The sequence below is a fragment of the Rhizorhapis suberifaciens genome, from assembly GCF_014200045.1.
In the GTDB taxonomy this organism is placed as follows: Bacteria; Pseudomonadota; Alphaproteobacteria; order Sphingomonadales; family Sphingomonadaceae; genus Rhizorhapis; species Rhizorhapis suberifaciens.
The window spans coordinates 318,714-335,530 of sequence record NZ_JACHOV010000001.1 but is presented as its reverse complement, the minus strand read 5'-3'; the positions used below and the strand labels follow the sequence as shown (position 1 = coordinate 335,530).

18 protein-coding genes are annotated in these 16,817 nt (G+C 57.0%); 8 read left to right on the top strand and 10 right to left on the bottom strand.

The features are described 5' to 3' along the window. Window positions 1-214: 214 nt before the first annotated feature. Window positions 215-685: an EF-hand domain-containing protein gene (locus HNQ99_RS01710; RefSeq protein WP_246414327.1), complete on the bottom strand. Its 471-nt coding sequence runs from the start codon at window positions 683-685 to the stop codon at window positions 215-217. A 56-nt stretch (window positions 686-741) separates the two neighbouring features. Continuing rightward, window positions 742-1,404, bottom strand: a complete 663-nt coding sequence (locus HNQ99_RS01705; RefSeq protein ID WP_184473898.1) for a squalene/phytoene synthase family protein — start codon at window positions 1,402-1,404, stop codon at window positions 742-744. A gap of 160 nt (window positions 1,405-1,564) precedes the next feature. Here HNQ99_RS01705 and HNQ99_RS01700 point away from each other — a divergent pair, with 160 nt between their 5' ends. From HNQ99_RS01700 to HNQ99_RS01690, 3 genes are read left to right on the top strand one after another with little or no spacing between them, the layout of a single operon-like run. After that, window positions 1,565-3,523 carry a TadE/TadG family type IV pilus assembly protein gene (locus HNQ99_RS01700; protein WP_184473897.1) on the top strand — a complete coding sequence of 653 codons (1,959 nt, stop codon included), beginning with the start codon at window positions 1,565-1,567 and terminating at the stop codon, window positions 3,521-3,523. Further along, the gene (locus tag HNQ99_RS01695) at window positions 3,520-4,113 is read left to right on the top strand and encodes a TadE/TadG family type IV pilus assembly protein (RefSeq protein ID WP_184473896.1); all 594 of its coding nucleotides are present in this window, start codon (window positions 3,520-3,522) and stop codon (window positions 4,111-4,113) included. Before HNQ99_RS01700 ends, HNQ99_RS01695 begins: the two co-directional genes overlap by 4 nt. A 53-nt stretch (window positions 4,114-4,166) precedes the next feature. After that, a complete protein-coding gene (locus HNQ99_RS01690; RefSeq protein WP_246414325.1) occupies window positions 4,167-4,769 on the top strand; it encodes a TadE/TadG family type IV pilus assembly protein in 603 nt (200 codons plus the stop codon). A 30-nt stretch (window positions 4,770-4,799) separates the two neighbouring features. Here the strand turns inward: HNQ99_RS01690 and HNQ99_RS01685 are convergent, their stop codons facing one another. From HNQ99_RS01685 to eno, 4 genes are all read right to left on the bottom strand, one after another. Beyond that, window positions 4,800-6,176 carry a pyruvate dehydrogenase complex E1 component subunit beta gene (locus HNQ99_RS01685; RefSeq protein WP_184473894.1) on the bottom strand — a complete coding sequence of 459 codons (1,377 nt, stop codon included), beginning with the start codon at window positions 6,174-6,176 and terminating at the stop codon, window positions 4,800-4,802. After that, a complete protein-coding gene (gene pdhA / locus HNQ99_RS01680) occupies window positions 6,176-7,252 on the bottom strand; it encodes a pyruvate dehydrogenase (acetyl-transferring) E1 component subunit alpha (protein ID WP_184473893.1) in 1,077 nt (358 codons plus the stop codon). The genes HNQ99_RS01685 and pdhA overlap by 1 nt, the downstream gene beginning before the upstream one ends. A gap of 253 nt (window positions 7,253-7,505) precedes the next feature. Continuing rightward, window positions 7,506-7,817: an FtsB family cell division protein gene (locus HNQ99_RS01675; RefSeq protein ID WP_184473892.1), complete on the bottom strand. Its 312-nt coding sequence runs from the start codon at window positions 7,815-7,817 to the stop codon at window positions 7,506-7,508. A gap of 173 nt (window positions 7,818-7,990) precedes the next feature. Then, window positions 7,991-9,265 carry a phosphopyruvate hydratase gene (eno, locus tag HNQ99_RS01670; protein WP_184473891.1) on the bottom strand — a complete coding sequence of 425 codons (1,275 nt, stop codon included), beginning with the start codon at window positions 9,263-9,265 and terminating at the stop codon, window positions 7,991-7,993. A gap of 196 nt (window positions 9,266-9,461) precedes the next feature. Here eno and HNQ99_RS01665 point away from each other — a divergent pair, with 196 nt between their 5' ends. The 5 genes from HNQ99_RS01665 to HNQ99_RS01645 all read left to right on the top strand — a co-directional run bounded on the left by HNQ99_RS01665 (window position 9,462) and on the right by HNQ99_RS01645 (window position 11,545). Then, on the top strand, window positions 9,462-10,028 hold the full coding sequence (locus HNQ99_RS01665; RefSeq protein ID WP_184473890.1) for a hypothetical protein: 567 nt from the start codon (window positions 9,462-9,464) through the stop codon (window positions 10,026-10,028). A gap of 21 nt (window positions 10,029-10,049) precedes the next feature. Then, on the top strand, window positions 10,050-10,406 hold the full coding sequence (locus HNQ99_RS01660; protein WP_184473889.1) for a phage holin family protein: 357 nt from the start codon (window positions 10,050-10,052) through the stop codon (window positions 10,404-10,406). Further along, window positions 10,403-10,738, top strand: a complete 336-nt coding sequence (locus tag HNQ99_RS01655) for a hypothetical protein (RefSeq protein ID WP_184473888.1) — start codon at window positions 10,403-10,405, stop codon at window positions 10,736-10,738. The genes HNQ99_RS01660 and HNQ99_RS01655 overlap by 4 nt, the downstream gene beginning before the upstream one ends. Continuing rightward, window positions 10,735-11,232 carry a hypothetical protein gene (locus HNQ99_RS01650; protein WP_184473887.1) on the top strand — a complete coding sequence of 166 codons (498 nt, stop codon included), beginning with the start codon at window positions 10,735-10,737 and terminating at the stop codon, window positions 11,230-11,232. Before HNQ99_RS01655 ends, HNQ99_RS01650 begins: the two co-directional genes overlap by 4 nt. Before the next feature lie 97 nt (window positions 11,233-11,329). Then, entirely contained in the window at window positions 11,330-11,545 is a 216-nt protein-coding gene (locus tag HNQ99_RS01645) for a DUF4170 domain-containing protein (protein WP_184473886.1), read from the top strand. Window positions 11,546-11,650: 105 nt separating this feature from the next. Here the strand turns inward: HNQ99_RS01645 and HNQ99_RS01640 are convergent, their stop codons facing one another. The 4 genes from HNQ99_RS01640 to HNQ99_RS01625 all read right to left on the bottom strand — a co-directional run bounded on the left by HNQ99_RS01640 (window position 11,651) and on the right by HNQ99_RS01625 (window position 16,817). Further along, entirely contained in the window at window positions 11,651-12,283 is a 633-nt protein-coding gene (locus HNQ99_RS01640) for a rhomboid family intramembrane serine protease (RefSeq protein ID WP_322790290.1), read from the bottom strand. 120 nt (window positions 12,284-12,403) lie between these two features. Beyond that, complete coding sequence (gene greA, locus HNQ99_RS01635) at window positions 12,404-12,880, bottom strand: transcription elongation factor GreA (protein WP_184473885.1); 477 nt, start codon at window positions 12,878-12,880, stop codon at window positions 12,404-12,406. 77 nt (window positions 12,881-12,957) lie between these two features. Then, window positions 12,958-16,293, bottom strand: a complete 3,336-nt coding sequence (gene carB / locus HNQ99_RS01630) for a carbamoyl-phosphate synthase large subunit (RefSeq protein WP_184473884.1) — start codon at window positions 16,291-16,293, stop codon at window positions 12,958-12,960. Further along, window positions 16,293-16,817: a DUF6680 family protein gene (locus tag HNQ99_RS01625; protein ID WP_184473883.1), complete on the bottom strand. Its 525-nt coding sequence runs from the start codon at window positions 16,815-16,817 to the stop codon at window positions 16,293-16,295. Before HNQ99_RS01625 ends, carB begins: the two co-directional genes overlap by 1 nt.

Here is a 16,817-nt window from a genome sequence, read left to right as displayed (position 1 = left end):
AACATCACATTAATATAGTCCATACTGGACAGTACGATTTTTTTTCAAATATTCCTTTGGGTGCTTGAAACTCCTGGCCCCCTATCTTAGTTTATAGGCATGCGGTTTGCTCGCCCCCCTTTCGAGTAGCCGCATGGGCGTCTCCCCCTTTGGAGGCGTCTCCTCCCTGAACCTTGGCCACCCCATGCTTGCATGGGGTGGTTTTTTAATAAGCTCAGCAATCGCACTTCGCCTTGGTGGACTTCTTCGGAGCAGTCGTCGCGAACTCCGCAGGCGTAAGCCGTCCGTCTCCTTCCAGATCAGCCTCGGCGAAGCGATCGGACGTCTTGATCGCCCACTCCTCGAACGACAGCAGGTTGTTTCCGTCGGTATCGAGCTTCTGAAAGGCCTTTGTGCGCGTGGAAAGCATTTCGGTGCGCGTCACGATGCCGTCGCGGTTCCGGTCATAACGCGAAAAACGCTTTTGCTCTCGTGTCTGCGGCAAGGCGCTGGGAGGCATGGGTGGTGCTGCGCCCTTTAGGTTGGAATTTCCCACGGGCAATTGATCGTCCGCCCCAACGACCGGCGGAGGCGTCGCCTCGATATTGATCTCATCCCCCTGAGCGCGGCTTTGCCACCAGAAGAGACCAGCCCCTGTAAACAGCAGCGCAGCAGCAGCACCCGCCCATATCCGCATTTTCGTCATTCATGCCCCCAAGATGAACTCCCGCTTCTAAACCGTTGGCCTTGCGTTTCAAACCCTTAGCCACCTCGCATGCCCAACCATAGAATGCGCGCATATTGCCGCAGTTGAAGACCCGCCGGCGCGATCCGATCATGCAACGCATCCCGCCGCGCCAGACCCGTTAGAATACGCAACGATGCAAGCGACTTTGGCCACCCCCTTGCAGGAACATCGGTCAGGAATTCGCGAGCCAGCACGATTGCGCGCCGGGCTGTATCCTGATGGCTGATGTGCCCTGACAGGTCCCAAAGCGCCCATCCCATCCCTGCCTGCGCCAGCCAACCAGGAAAGTCGCCCGTCAGCCGTCCGATCTGGCGAAAAATTCCACCGCCCCGATGCTCTGCAAAGGCGATGAGCTGGCTATCACTGAGAGGCATGGGTTCCAGCAGCACTTCCCAGCCCTCAATCGCGGCCAGCAGCCCCTCCACCCCCGCATCCGACCCGACATCGCGCCGAAGGGCCTCGACCAAGGGCTCCCCGGCCCCTTTCCCTTCCCTCAGCGCCTCATGCCACCACGTCAACCGCATCTGCCCGATCATGGGTTCGCTGGTGGTCCGAACAATGTCGGCCATCCGGATGTCGAAAGCCCAGATGAGGTGTATGCCATTCTGAACGATTTTCGGAGCATAGGCCGTAGTGAGGCGCTGGAGGTGAGTAATTTCCATAGTGATATCAGTCACCTGCTTACAAAAATTCAGATTTCACGAAACTCCATGGTTAACCTGATCCTAACCACGATGATGTAGAGACGCCTTAACCACCAGTCGTACATAACGGAAGCAGGACTATGCCCCGGGGTGGGGGACGGTATGTGCATCGCGACACGGATTGAGGCAGTCTATGGCAAATCGCTCGGGGATTTCACAAGGCTTTCTGACGCGCCTGTCGCGCCATCAGGGGGGCAATACGTTAGCCATTGTGGCGGCGGCGATGCTGCCTCTAACAGCGATGATCGGCGCTGGCGTGGATATGAGCCGCGCTTACATGGCTAAAGCCCGCCTGCAACAGGCTTGCGACGCAGCCGCGCTTGCTGGTCGGAGAGCCATGGAAGGCTCCAGCATGTCAGACAGCGATAAGGCGGAAGCCCAAAAATTTTTCGACTTCAATTTCCCGCAAGGCTCATTCGGAACGGAAGTGTTTGAACCGGACATCGACAGCAAGGCCGGCGAAACCACCACCGTCACGGTATCGGCCAATACGGCCATCCCAACAGCCGTCATGAAGATATTTGGTTATAACGAACTGCCATTAAACGTATCCTGCGACGCCAAATTCGATGTGGGCAATACCGATGTCATGTTGGTTCTCGACGTGACGGGATCCATGAGTGGTTCCATTGATGACGGTGAGGAAGGAACCACAACACGCATGGCCGCCCTTCAGCAGGCCGTCAGAGATTTTTATGATGTGCTTGGCGCAGGTAATGAGAACACCGGGCGCATTCGCTATGGCTTTGTTCCTTATTCGAGCAACGTCAATGTCGGCGACCTCATCCCAACTGAATTTATGATTGGCGGTTCCACCGGCGACACATGGACCTATCAATCCAGACTGCCTGTTTATTATTACCCAGCCACCCCCACAACTTCAACGTGTTACAAAATATATAACAAGAGCACTTGCTATACATCTGCCAGCGATGCCAACAATGCGTCAGGAACGACAAATTTGTCGGCAAATAATTGCACCAAATATGGAAATAACAGGTACCCATCCAATGGATCGAATCCTTCGACTAGCGGAACTGCGCCATCGACCACCACATCAACAAGCTATACTTATGCCATGTTTAACGGATCAACTTCTGCACCCAGCGGTAGTACCGATAAAAAATGCGTGCGGAAAGAAGTTACTACCACTACCACCTATACAACAACAACTACAGCTGGTTCCAACACTACTTTCTATCAGTGGCGATATACATCGATGGCATATGATGTTACTCAATATATTACCGGCAATGCCATAACTAATCCGGCTTACATCGACGGAACGCAATCGACATGGGCCGGATGCATTGAAGAGGCGGATACTGATTCCACCATCACCTCGACCTCGTCCCTGACGATACCCGACGCAGCGCTCGACTTGGATATTGATCTCATTCCCGATACAGATGAGGAGAGATGGCGCCCATACTGGCCGGATGTGTCGTGGTACCGTCTTTCAACGCCCGCAACATCCCCCAGCAGCCCATCGTCGTCATCGACAAACTGGTCCAGCAATTACGGCGCATGTCCAATTGCAGCACGGCATCTTGCGCAATACGCAACACGCGATTCCTCGCCGTCGGAAACGGCATATTCAAGCCTTTCCACATTCAACAGCTACATAGATTCTCTTTCCCCGACTGGATACACCAACCACGGCATTGGTCTGCTCTGGGGGGCGCGACTTATGTCGCCCGATGGCATTTTCGCCAACCTTAACGGTGAGGCACCAAATGGGTTCGCCATTCAGCGTCACCTCATCTTCATGACCGATGGTCAGATGAATATTCAAGAAAAAAATTACGATGCCTGGGGCATCAACAAAATTGACGGCCGCATAACAAGCACCAGCGCCAATGCAACCACGCTGACATCCATTAACAGGCGCCGATTCGAGATGATCTGCAATGCGGTAAAGGGCAAAGGCATCACAATTTGGGTCGTTATTTTTGGCGACGCTCCCGACGACGAGGTGGTCAGTTGCGCGAGCAGCACCGGCCATAAATTTGAATCAGATACCGCGGCATCCCTGAGCTCTAACTTCAAAACGATCGCTCAAAACATTGGTGGCTTGAGGCTGTCGCAATGAAAAGTCCACGTTTCCGCTTGAATTTATTCCACTCGGATAGTCGGGGTGCCACTTTGGTCGAATTCGGCTTTGTGGCGTTGCCTCTTTCTGTTCTGCTGATGGGCCTTTTCGATCTTGGCTATCAGACCTATCTCAACGCCGTGACCAAAGGTGTACTGGAACAGGCTGCACGTTCTGCTTCAGTCGGCACCGTCACCGGCGACGAACTGGATTCATACATCGAAGATAAAATGGATGACATAAATACCGACCATGGAACGACATCTGTCATCAAAAAAAGTTATTACAATTTTTCCAATGTTGGAAAGCCCGAAAAAATTACTGGGGATACAGTTCCGCTCGGCTCTTATAACGAAGGCGATTGTTTCGAGGATGCCAACGGTAACGGAAATTACGATACGGATACTGGAGAAACCGGCATAGGTGGGGCAGATGACGTTGTCTTTTATGAGGTAACAATCAGCCTGCCTCGCCTATTCCCCATGGCAGGCCTGCTAGGGTGGAGCGAGACACAGTCCTCTACTGCAAAAACCGCAATTCGCAACCAACCCTGGGGCAATCAGGCAACGCCGGAGGAGGTATGCGACTAATGCGTCCACTCTTTCAGAGCTGTACAATTTGGATGACGCGTCTCCGGCATGACATGTCCGGCCTGGCGCTCATTGAATTCGCATATTCCCTGCCCGTACTGACCAGCCTTGGACTATATGGGCTCGAGGCCGCTCATCTTGCACAAGCACACATGCAGGTCAGCCAGATAGCCATGCAAGTGGCAGATAACGCTTCGCGCGTTCGGTCTTCCATAGATGAAACTGATATCAATGAGGCGTTAACCGGAGCAGATATGATCGGTGAAAGCATCGACTTCACCGCTAATGGCCGAATCATCCTTTCCAGCCTTGAGCCTAATGGACTTACTGGAGCGGACGAAGGCCAGTATATTCGCTGGCAACGTTGCTATGGTGACGGTGACTATGCATCCTCATATGGAGCATCCGGCGATGGAGAGACCGGCTCGACCCTTGCTGACGGTATGGGGCCGGCAGGTAATGAAGTAACCGCAATGGACGGTTCTGCCGTCATATTTGCTGAGGTCATTTACGATTATCAACCGTTGATCTCGAACAAGCTTTTTGGTGCGAAAACCATACGCTACAACAGCGCTTTTGTTGTTCGTGAGCGCACAGATCAAAGCATGAAGAACGCAAGTAACCTATCGGATAGCGCCAAAGCTTTATGCACCTAGACAACCGTTGCTGCTTTCTCTTTCTGCCAGCTAGCGATAACAAACCTTCTTCACCGCCTCGACCACACGGCTGCTGTTCACCAGCGCCGCTTTCTCCAGGTTCGCCGCATAGGGTAGCGGTACGTCCTCGTTCGTCACGCGCATGACGGGGGCGTCGAGCCAGTCGAAGGCTTCTTCCATGCAGATGGCGGAGATTTCGCTGGCGATGGAGCAGACTGGCCAGCCTTCTTCGACCACGACCAAGCGGTTGGTCTTTTTGAGGCTTTCCAGAACGCTCGCCTTGTCGAGCGGGCGCAGGGTGCGCAGGTCGATGACTTCGGCGTCGATGCCCTCCTTGGCCAGCATTTCCGCCGCTTCCAGCGCCAGGCCGACGCCGATGGAATAGCTGACGATGGTGACATCCTTGCCCGGCTTCACGATCCGCGCCTTACCGATGGGCAGGACGTAATCGTCCAGCTTCGGCACGTCAAAGGAACGGCCGTAAAGCAGCTCGTTTTCGAGGAACACCACCGGATCCTCGCTACGGATGGCAGCCTTGAGCAATCCCTTCGCGTCGGCGGCGTCATAGGGCGCAATGACGATCAGGCCGGGAACAGCGGCATACCAGGGACCATAATTCTGGCTGTGCTGCGCGCCAACCCGGCTTGCGGCGCCATTGGGCCCGCGAAACACGATGGGGCAACGCATCTGGCCGCCCGACATATAATTGGTTTTCGCCGCGGAGTTGATGATGTGGTCGATCGCCTGCATGGCGAAATTGAAGGTCATGAACTCGATGACGGGGCGCAGGCCGCCCATGGCCGCACCCGCGCCGACACCGGCAAAGCCATATTCCGTGATCGGCGTATCGATGACGCGCTGGGCCCCGAATTCTTCGAGCAAGCCCTGAGTAACTTTGTAAGCGCCCTGATATTCGGCGACTTCCTCACCCATGATAAAGACGCGGCCGTCGGCGCGCATTTCCTCGGCCATTGCGTCCCGCAACGCTTCGCGGACGGTCTGCGCGACAAGCTCCGTGCCTTCGCTCAGCTCGGGATCGCTTTTGGGTGCGGCCGAAGAGCGTTCTGCCGCTTTGGGAGCGGCTGCCTTGGGCGCTTCTTCCTTAACCACGGGAGCGGCGGCCGCGCTTCCATTGGCCTTCGGAGCCGGCGCTTCGTTCTCGCCATCCTCACCGGCGATGACGGCAATCACGGTGCCGACCTTCACATTGCCGGTGCCTTCGGGGACGAGGATCTTCGAAACTACGCCCTCATCCACTGCCTCGAACTCCATCGTCGCCTTGTCGGTTTCTATTTCTGCAAGGATGTCGCCAGAGGAGACCTCATCGCCTTCCTTCACCAGCCATTTTGCGAGCGTGCCTTCTTCCATCGTGGGCGATAGCGCCGGCATTTTCAGTTCGATCGCCATCAATATTGCTCCACCAGCACTTCGGTATAGAGTTCGGACAAATCGGGTTCCGGCGAGCTTTCGGCAAAATCGGCGGAATCGGCCACGATCTTGCGAATTTCCTTTTCTAACGTCTTCAATTCGTCTTCGGACACGCCCGCCTTCAGAAGTGCTGGCTTCAACCCCTCGATCGGATCGGATTTGTCGCGCATGGACTGAACCTCTTCGCGCGAACGGTATTTTGCCGGATCCGACATGGAATGGCCGCGATACCGATAGGTTTTAAGCTCCAGCAGCACCGGCCCCTTGCCTGCACGCACCCATTTCAGGGCAGCCTCGGCCGCCCCTCGCACGGCCAGCACATCCATTCCGTTCACCTGGAGACCGGGAATGCGAAAGCTTTCGCCACGGCGATAAAGCTGATCTTCCGCTGACGAACGGTTGACCGACGTGCCCATCGCATATTGGTTGTTCTCGATAACGAAGATGATGGGAAGCTTCCACAGCTCCGCCATGTTGAAGCTCTCATAGACCTGGCCCTGATTGGCCGCGCCGTCACCGAAATAAGCGACGCACACGCCGCCGTCATTCTTGTACTTATGGGAAAAGCCCAGACCCGTGCCCAGTGACACCTGCGCACCGACGATGCCGTGGCCGCCATAGAAGCCATGTTCGACCGAGAACATGTGCATCGAACCGCCCTTACCCTTCGAAATGCCGGCGGCGCGCCCCGTCAGTTCGGCCATGATGACCTTGGGATCAATGCCATAGGCGAGCATGTGCCCATGATCGCGGTAACCCGTGATAACACTGTCCTTACCCACTTCCAGTGCGGATTGCAGGCCCACCGCCACTGCTTCCTGCCCGATATAAAGGTGACAAAAGCCGCCAATCAGACCTAGTCCGTAAAGTTGCCCCGCCTTTTCTTCAAAGCGCCGGATCAGCAACATTTGCCGGTAAAATTCCAGCAATTCTTCCTTCGTCGCTTGATAATCGACAGGATCTTCCGGACGTTCACGATTGGGGGTCGCGGGAGGAGCCGATTTCCGGGCGGATGCTGTGCCCTTGTTGGTTCGCGGCGATGAAGCTTTGGCCAAGGAATTTTTCCTTTTATGCTTTCACTGGGGACATCCCCTATAGGAGCGAAAAACCGGCGAAGCAACGGGTGGGGTGGCCGCCGGGCGATTCCGTAAGAATGTTCCAAATGAAGACTGAAATATTGCCTATTTGGTGCGCAGCCAGCGACGAAAGACTGACATTCCTTAAGTTCACCGCCACATTCGGCCGAGCGGAATCAGGTGAAATATAGGTGCATGATCCGGGCCGTAAACCTGCACGAACGCCATACATTTAGCGCAGCGGGACGATAACCTCGTCAGGATGCGTCACATTGAGTTCGCGACGAACGAGTTCGTCCACAAGGTCGGGATCGACATGACGGGGATCGAGACGATCCACCCGGTTCTTCAATCGATTACGCTCCGCCTGAACCAGTGCCAGTTCCTGCCGCCGCTCCTGAAGCGTTTGGGTGTAATCGCCCCAAGCCAGAATCCCGTTGGAACCAAGCACGGCATAGCCTGCAAACAAGGCCAGAAGCACAATTGCGAACGCCGGCCCAAAGGCCGACATTAAAAGAATTCTGAGTTTCGCTATTTGCGCCATGGTTAAATAGAATCACACGGCCGATTCGGTTGCAAGGAGAATCGTGGTTCGCCCGCGATTTTGCGCTGGATTGAAGGGCCAGGGCACGGCCGGACGCTATAATAGAGTGTGCCCCTGCACCAACAGGAGCACTTTTCATTCCTCCATCGCCGGTAATTCGGCCGGCTTTCTCGTCAGTTGAAGATGGATCGGCCTGCATAAGCGGCAACGCTGCCCAATTCTTCCTCGATCCGAATAAGTTGGTTGTATTTGGCGAGCCGGTCGGAACGGGCCAGGCTGCCCGTCTTGATCTGACCGCAATTTGTGGCGACCGCGAGATCGGCAATGGTCGCGTCCTCGGTCTCTCCCGACCGATGCGACATCACGGCGGTGTAAGAAGCGCGCTGCGCCATCGAGACCGCCGCCAGGGTCTCGGTTAATGTACCGATCTGGTTCACCTTCACCAGCAGCGAGTTGGCAAGACCTTTGCCGATACCCATGGAAAGGCGCTTTGGGTTCGTGACGAAAAGGTCATCGCCCACCAGCTGAACACTGCCGCCGATGCGATCGGTGAGCAGCTTCCAGCCCTCAAAATCATCTTCCGCCATGCCATCCTCGATCGACTTGATCGGGTAGCGTGCACAAAGGTCCGCCAGATAGTCGGTCATTTCAGCAGGTGTCAGGGTCTTGCCCTCCCCCGCCATTTCGTATTTTCCGTTCTTGAAGAACTCGGTCGAGGCGCAATCCAGCGCCAGCACCACATCGTCGCCGGGTTTGAATCCAGCCTTTTCGACGGAAGCCATGATGAAATCGAGCGCATCGGTCGTGGAGGCCAGCGCGGGGGCAAAGCCGCCCTCGTCGCCCACGGCGGTGGCGAGACCCTTTTCATGCAGCCCCTTCTTCAGCGTGTGGAAAATCTCCGCGCCCCAACGCACTGCTTCGGCCAAGCTTGCGGCACCCACCGGCATGACCATGAATTCCTGAAAGTCGATGGGGTTATCGGCATGCTCACCGCCATTGATGATGTTCATCATCGGCACCGGCAGCACATGCGCCGACACGCCGCCGACATAACGGTAAAGCGGAAGCCCCCTGCTGTCCGCCGCCGCCTTCGCCGTCGCCAAGCTGACGCCCAAAATGGCGTTGGCGCCCAGGCGGCTCTTGTTCTCCGTCCCATCCAGCTCAATCATGGCCGCATCGACTTCGCCCTGATCTTCCGCTTCAAGACCGATAATGGCTTCGGCGATTTCGCTATTCACCGCCTCGATCGCCTGCAGCACTCCCTTGCCCAAATATTTGCTGGTGTCGCCGTCGCGCTTTTCCACTGCCTCATAAGCGCCGGTGGAAGCGCCGGACGGCACGGCGGCGCGGCCGAACCCGCCGTCTTCCAACATCACGTCAACTTCGACGGTAGGATTGCCGCGGCTGTCCAGAATTTGGCGGGCGTGAATGTCGAGAATGGCGGTCATGGCGGTTCTCCGTTCGATGGGGCAAGTTTCTGCGCGCGCCTTAACCGGCAACCATCGGCATGGCAATGGCGCTGCGATTTTGCGCGCTCAGCATCGGATTTTCCTGTTATGATTGCGCAAACGGAACTACTGTTTGGCCCATGGGTTAGATTCCCGAACCGCTAAAAACCCCACCCGCTCATGGAAAGGATCCGACATGGCTGATACCCCACCGGCAAAGCCCAGGGCCCCTCGTAAGACTGCGGCGAAGTCCACTATGACCACACCTACCGGGCGCAAAAAGGCTGTGGCTCCCGTGGTCGCCGAACGGACGGCCGTCGCGGAACCCCGCAAGCGCACCGCATCAAGCAAGGCAGCGACAGGTCAAAGGTCCACGCTTCCTTCAAGGGAGAAGCTGCGCGAACAGGCCGACGTGCTCAAGACCCAGGCCGCCAAGACTGCCCGCTCCGCCGCGGTCACCGGCAAGGCCAAGGCGGGCTCCGCCATGCAGGGCTTGTCCAAACTGATCAACGACACCGCGGGCAATCTCGACGACAAGCTTGGTAGCCAATATGGCGATTATGCCCGCTATGCTGCGGAGGCGATTGCCGGGGCGGCTGCAACGCTCGACCGCAAGGATATTGACGAACTGGTCTCTGACGCCCGCGACTTCGTCCGCAAAAGCCCTGCGGTCGCCATCGGCACCGCGGCTGTGGTCGGCTTCGTTCTGATGCGCCTGGCGAAATCGTCCAAGACGCCAGAGGCCGAAACCGAAGAGGCCTGATACGCTTTACGGGGTAGCATTTTGTACGAACAGCATGATCAGGCCGCGCCGCCCGATGAAGGAATCGGCGAAGTGCTATCCCGCCTTGCCGAGAGCGGCAAAGGCTATGCGCAAGCCGAATTTAACCGGCAGAAGATACGCGCAGCCGAAATCGGGCTGGAGTTCCGCAACATCGCGGCGCTGGTCGCGATGGCGGCCTTTCTTGTTTTGGCGGCGTCGGTAGCATTGATGGTCGGCCTGATCATCGCCTTGACCCCGCTAATCAGCGCTTGGGGAGCCACAGCCGTCGTCGTGGGCGTGGCTCTGGCTGCGGCCCTCCTGTTTTTGGTCATGGCCCGGAGCCGCTTCCGGCGCTTGAACGGAGAAGGACGGCCATGAAGCTCATTCCACGCAGCCCCGCCTACCGCAGGGCGGAAACAGAGGCCGAGTTGGCGCGCAGCAGCTTTCTGCTGGCCCTTGAGCGCGCCCGCCATCGCCTGCATCCAAGCGCCCTTAAGCAGGACCTGGAACGCAAGGTCAGCGAAGCGGCACATGGTACGCGACAGGCAGCTGCGCACTCTGCGCGCAGCCATCCTTTCGTCACGGGCGGCGCTCTGGCTATCGTCCTTGGCCTTGTATTTCGCAGGCCTTTAGCCGCACTTACAAGGAAGGCGAAAGCTTCCCTATCGAATGCTTGGCAAGCACGCAGAAATTCGGGAGACGATCAATGAGCAATCAACTTGGCGACAAGTTCAGTCGCGCGCGGGACTATGCGAGTGAGAAGACCGCAATCGCTCGGGAAAATGCTGCGGTTGCTTATGATGCTTCGCGTGAAGCCGTCGAAGTGGCCAAAGAGCGAGGCACAAAGATGCTTCAGGAAAATCCTCTTGCCGTAGTGGCCGGAGGTTTGGTCGTAGGCGCGCTTTTGGGCGCGTTATTGCCCAAAGCAGCGAAAGGTGGCGGCCGAGCCGCAGCGGCACTGACCGCCAGTCTGTTAGCGGCCAAAAGTGCCGGGGCGACCGCATCCGACGAACTCGTCAAGGCCGGCGGCAGGATCAAGGACAAAATTGGCGATATCGACACGGAAGCGGCGAAGGCCAAGCTCACCGAACTTGCCAATGTGGAGCGCGCCAAGGAAAAGATCAGCGGCCTTATCGAAAAGGCGGGCGACGTCGTAAGTTCGGCGGGCAAGAGCGCTGCGGAAACGCTTCGCCGCAAGGATTAGCCAGAACTTATATCTTTGCGTTAATTCGATCATGACCCGTCTTGGCCGGTTCGACGTTCGCTGCTACCGGAGCACTTTCCACGCGAAAGGTTGGCGAGTGAGCAAAATGCATCTTGTTATGGGCGGTCGGGTCAAGGACCCCATGACGCTGGAGTTTGAAGACCTGAGCAAGATCGACCTTGTCGGGGTATTTCCCGACTATGCGAGCGCCGAAAAAGCTTGGCGCTCTGCAGCGCAGCGAACCGTCGACGATGCCGAAATGAAATATGTCGTCGTGCATCTGCACCGCTTGCTGGAGCCTGGTGGCAAATAGAGATAGAGCGCGACGTTGGGTTGACCCCACGGGCATTGATGCTGATCACTGGCTTGCTGTAAGGTGCGCTGAACGGAGTGAGAGCAGTCACTTTCGATTGGCGGCCTATTTCCGCTGCTTGAACCGCGCGTAAACCATTGGCTTGGTGAGCAGCAATCCGGCGACAAAGCCGCCAATATGGGCGCCGATGGCAATTCGGCCAATACCGCCCAAACTCACGATACCGATCATGATCTGGATAATGGTCCACGCAGCCGCGAGCCAGAGAATGCGGACCGCATTGGCCGACAAAAACCCGATCGCCCTCACCTCCTGCTGGCTGAAAAGCAGCGCATAGGTGCCGATAATGGCTGAAATAGCGCCACTTGCTCCAATCATAGGATTGTCCGAGCTCGGATGGAACAGAAACTCAGTCGCCGCGGCGGCATAAGCGCCGATTAGAAACAGCAGCAGTAGCAGCTTTCCTCCCAGCACCTTTTCCACAAAGCGACCGCAGAAAAGCAGCATCACCATATTGAGCGACAGGTGCAGTAGCCCTGCGTGCAGGAAAGCAGCAGTCAGAGGTGTCAGCCAGACCGGCACCCCGCCCGGAACAGCAAGCCCTCCGCTTGCGCGCAGGGGAATGAAACCGCCAAAGACGGCCGAATAGTCGATACCCCACAGAAAAAAGGACAATATGAAAGCCGTCGCGATTGCGCCGCCCAGCCAGTTCGTCGTTTTTCCATCAGGAATGTTCACTATCAGCCGCCCCTGCGCTCCTGCAAATGCAGGCCCCGGAATCACAAGTGATGCTTTGGCTTATCTGGATGCCTGCCCGCGCAGGAGTCCAAGTGAAATCAGGCCATATCGCAGCAGCGTTCAAATGAACTCGATCTTGGATACGAGATAAAAGCGGTCGCCGGAAGGAACTGTCACCTCTACCTCGTCATCGACCTTACGGCCGATCAGCGCCCGTCCGAGCGGGCTATTGTAGCTGATTCGACCTGACTTGGCGTCAGCTTCAGCCTGACCGACAATCTGATAGGTTACCGGCTTCTCATCCTCGTCGAGAAGGGTGACAGTCGCGCCAAACACGATCTTGTCCCCCGACAAGGTCTTGGGATCAATTATTTGAGCGCGGGACAGCTTGTCTTCAAGATCGCCAATGGTTGCTTCCACCTGACCCTGACGTTCCTTGGCCGCATGATATTCCGCATTTTCGGAAAGGTCCCCGTGCGCCCGGGCTTCTTCGATCGCATCGACAATCTTTGGCCGCTCTTCCTTCAATGCGCGAAGCTGCGCCGTCAGCTTTTCATAGCCCTCGGCGAGCATCGGCATCTTCTCAACGGTCGCCATACAAGCGTTCCTTCGTCAAAATTCTCTTCAAGCGGTCCAGTCGAAAGGCCGCCGCAGCGTGACAGGATTGTCGGAAATCAAGCGTGCGAACTGTCATAATAGGATTGCAGCGGCCGTACTTCAAGAGTTCGTCCACGCAGAGCCTCGATCGCCTCCACGGCTGCAACACTTCCTGCCGCCGTTGTAAAGGAAGGAATTTTCATGTTGAGCGCAGATGCCCGGATCGATTGGCTGTCTTTCAAAGACTGCCAGCCCTCCGTCGTGTTGAAGATAAGGTCGATGCCGCCATCCTTGATGCGGTCGACGATATGCGGTCGTCCCTGCGCCACCTTGTTGACTTCTTCGACCTTCAGACCTTCTTCGACCAGGAAACGTGCGGTGCCGCCCGTTGCAACGATGGTAAAGCCCAGGTCTGCGATCTTGCGCGCCGCCGGAAGGATTATAGGCTTGTCACTGTCCTTCACGGAAATGAAGATCTTACCCGATTGCGGCAGGGTAACGCCTGCGGCAAGCTGCGACTTGGCGAAGGCCGTAGCGAAATTGCCGTCAATACCCATCACCTCCCCTGTAGATTTCATTTCGGGGGACAATACCGGGTCGGTCCCGGGAAAACGGCCAAAGGGGAAAACGGCTTCCTTCACCGCGATATGCTCGATATGTCGATTGATCGCCGGAAGGTCCTTCAGCTTTTCACCGGCCATCACCCGCGCGGCGATCTTGGCGATTGGCGCGCCGATGGCCTTGGCGACGAAAGGCACGGTGCGGCTCGCACGCGGATTGACCTCGATGAGGTACACCTCGCCATCCTTCACCGCGAACTGAATATTCATGAGACCCAGCACGTTCAGGCCGCGTGCCAGCGCCTCGGTCTGCCGTTCGATTTCAGCAATGACCGAAGAGGAGAGGCTGTACGGCGGCAGCGAGCAGGCGCTGTCGCCAGAATGGACGCCCGCTTCCTCGATATGCTGCAATACGCCGGCCACGATGACATCGCTGCCGTCGCAGAGCGCATCCACGTCGACCTCGATTGCATCACGCAGATAGCGGTCGATCAGGACTGGACTGTCGCCCGACACCTGAACAGCCGTCGCAATATAGTCGTCGAGCTGGCTTTCGCCGTCCACAATTTCCATTGCCCGGCCACCGAGCACATAGGATGGGCGGATCAGCACCGGATAACCGATGCGGTTCGCAACAGCGATGGCTTCGTCGCGGCTGCGGGCGATACCGTTTTGCGGCTGTTTCAGTTTGAGCTGATTGACGAGACGCGCGAACCGCTCGCGATCCTCAGCCAGATCGATGGCGTCCGGCGAGGTCCCGAGGATCGGAATACCCGCATCCTCCAGCGCCTGCGCCAGCTTCAACGGCGTCTGACCGCCAAACTGGACAATCACCCCGACCAGTTCACCCTTCGAACGTTCGACGTCCAGGATCTCCAGCACATCCTCAGCCGTCAGCGGCTCGAAATAGAGCCGGTCCGACGTGTCATAGTCGGTGGAAACCGTTTCCGGGTTACAGTTGATCATGATCGTCTCATAACCCGCCTCATCCAGCGCAAAGCAGGCATGGCAGCAGCAATAGTCGAACTCGATCCCTTGCCCGATCCGGTTGGGGCCACCACCCAGGATCACGATCTTCTTCCGGTCGCTTGGCTGCGCCTCATTCTCCGGCTCGCCGAAGCTTGGGGCTTCATATGTCGAATACATGTACGGGGTGCGCGCCTCGAATTCGGCGGCGCACGTGTCGATCCGCTTGAACACCGGACGCACTCCCAGGCGGTGACGCAGCGCGCGCACTTCCGCTTCGGTAACCCCACCGGTCATGGCGCGGATAGTCTCGTGGATCAGGCCGGATCCACGCGCCACAGCCCGGCGCGTACCCTTTGGCAGATTGGCCGATTGCAGCGAAAGATAGGCAAGCCGCTTGTCGGAAAAGCCCATGGCTTTCAAACGGCGCAAGCCATCCGTATCCTGCGGCAGCCCGTTCGCGCAAATCTCATCCTCGGCATCGACGATTTCCTTGATCCGCTCAAGGAACCAGGGATCATATTTGGCGACGGCGTGAACTTCCTCAATCGTCAACCCCTCGCGCAATGCCTGCGCGGCGACCAGCAGGCGCTCAGGCGTCGGTCGCGCTAATTCCGCGATTATATCGTCCTTCGACGCACCTTGCAGGCGCTCGACAAAGTTGAAACCCGACAAGCCGGTCTCAAGACCCCGCAGCGCTTTCTGCATCGATTCATGGATATTGCGCCCAATGGCCATCACCTCGCCCACCGACTTCATTGCGGTGCCGAGCAGCGGTTCGGCGCCCTTGAACTTTTCAAAGGCGAAGCGCGGGATCTTGGTCACGACATAGTCGATAGTCGGCTCGAACGACGCCGGGGTCGCGCCGGTAATGTCATTCTCGATCTCGTCGAGCGTGTAGCCGACCGCCAGCTTCGCAGCGACCTTGGCAATCGGAAAGCCCGTCGCCTTCGACGCCAGCGCGGAGGACCGCGACACGCGTGGGTTCATCTCGATGACGATCAGGCGGCCGTCCTTCGGGTTCACCGCGAACTGTACGTTCGACCCGCCCGTCTCCACCCCGATTTCGCGCAGCACAGCGATGCTGGCGTTGCGCATGATCTGATATTCCTTGTCCGTCAGCGTCAGCGCGGGTGCAACGGTGATGCTGTCGCCGGTATGGACGCCCATCGGATCGATATTCTCAATGGAACAGATAATGATGGCGTTGTCGTGCCGGTCGCGCACCACCTCCATCTCATATTCCTTCCAGCCCAGGAGCGACTCCTCGATCAGCACTTCGGTGGTAGGCGAAGCATCAAGCCCGCTGGTCACGATCTGCACGAACTCGTCGCGATTATACGCAACGCCGCCCCCGGTGCCGCCCATGGTGAAGCTCGGACGGATGATCGCTGGGAGGCCCGTGAACTCAAGCGCCTCCATCGCCTCTTCAAGCGTATGCGCAATGCGCGAGCGTGCGGATTCCAAACCGATTTTGTCCATCGCGTCCCGAAACTTCAGCCGGTCCTCGGCCTTGTCGATCGCCTCCGCATCCGCGCCGATCATCTGGCAGCCATATTTCTCCAGCGTGCCGTCATTGAAGAGAGCCAGCGCGGTATTCAGCGCCGTCTGCCCGCCCATGGTCGGCAGCACGGCGTCGGGGCGCTCCTTCTCAATGATCTTCGCTACAATCTCCGGCGTGATCGGCTCCACATAGGTCGCGTCCGCCATGTCCGGATCGGTCATGATCGTTGCCGGGTTGGAGTTGACCAGGATGATCCGATAACCCTCCTCCTTCAGCGCCTTGCACGCCTGCGTACCCGAATAATCGAATTCGCACGCCTGCCCGATGATGATCGGACCCGCGCCAATGATGAGGATGGAGGAGATGTCAGTTCTTTTGGGCATTATTGGCCTTGTCTATTCGAGGAGTTGTGCAGAGATTGCTCTATAAGGCGATTATTGTTCTCAAGAGCTTCTGCAATTCTGACCTGAGCCTCGTAGGAACGCTTCATAAGATTGGACATATCGGTATAGGCTGATGCCACGTAAACACTGTCCCTAATCTCTCTTTCGGTGACGTTTAGGTCCACTGCGTTTGAGAGAGCCAAAATAAGGTCATGCTTACGGTCCACAAAATCCTGCTCGTGACTGCCCTCATTTCCTGTCGACGGCTTCTGGTTTACATTTCCCATAAACCCCTTCCAAGCCGACCTTACTTTCGCGTCCTTATTAAAGATTATCGGTATAGCCCTAATTGCTGCAGAAAATTCAGCTTGGGTGGAATCGTGGTGAGTGTCCCAAATCGTCTGCGCCAGCTTAAAGCGCATTTCATGCTTACGTTGGCGGTGTTGCCACCACAATGTGATGACAACCGCAAATATTGGTCCAGCCAAAATCGCGCTAAGATTAATGATCTCATTAGTTGTCAT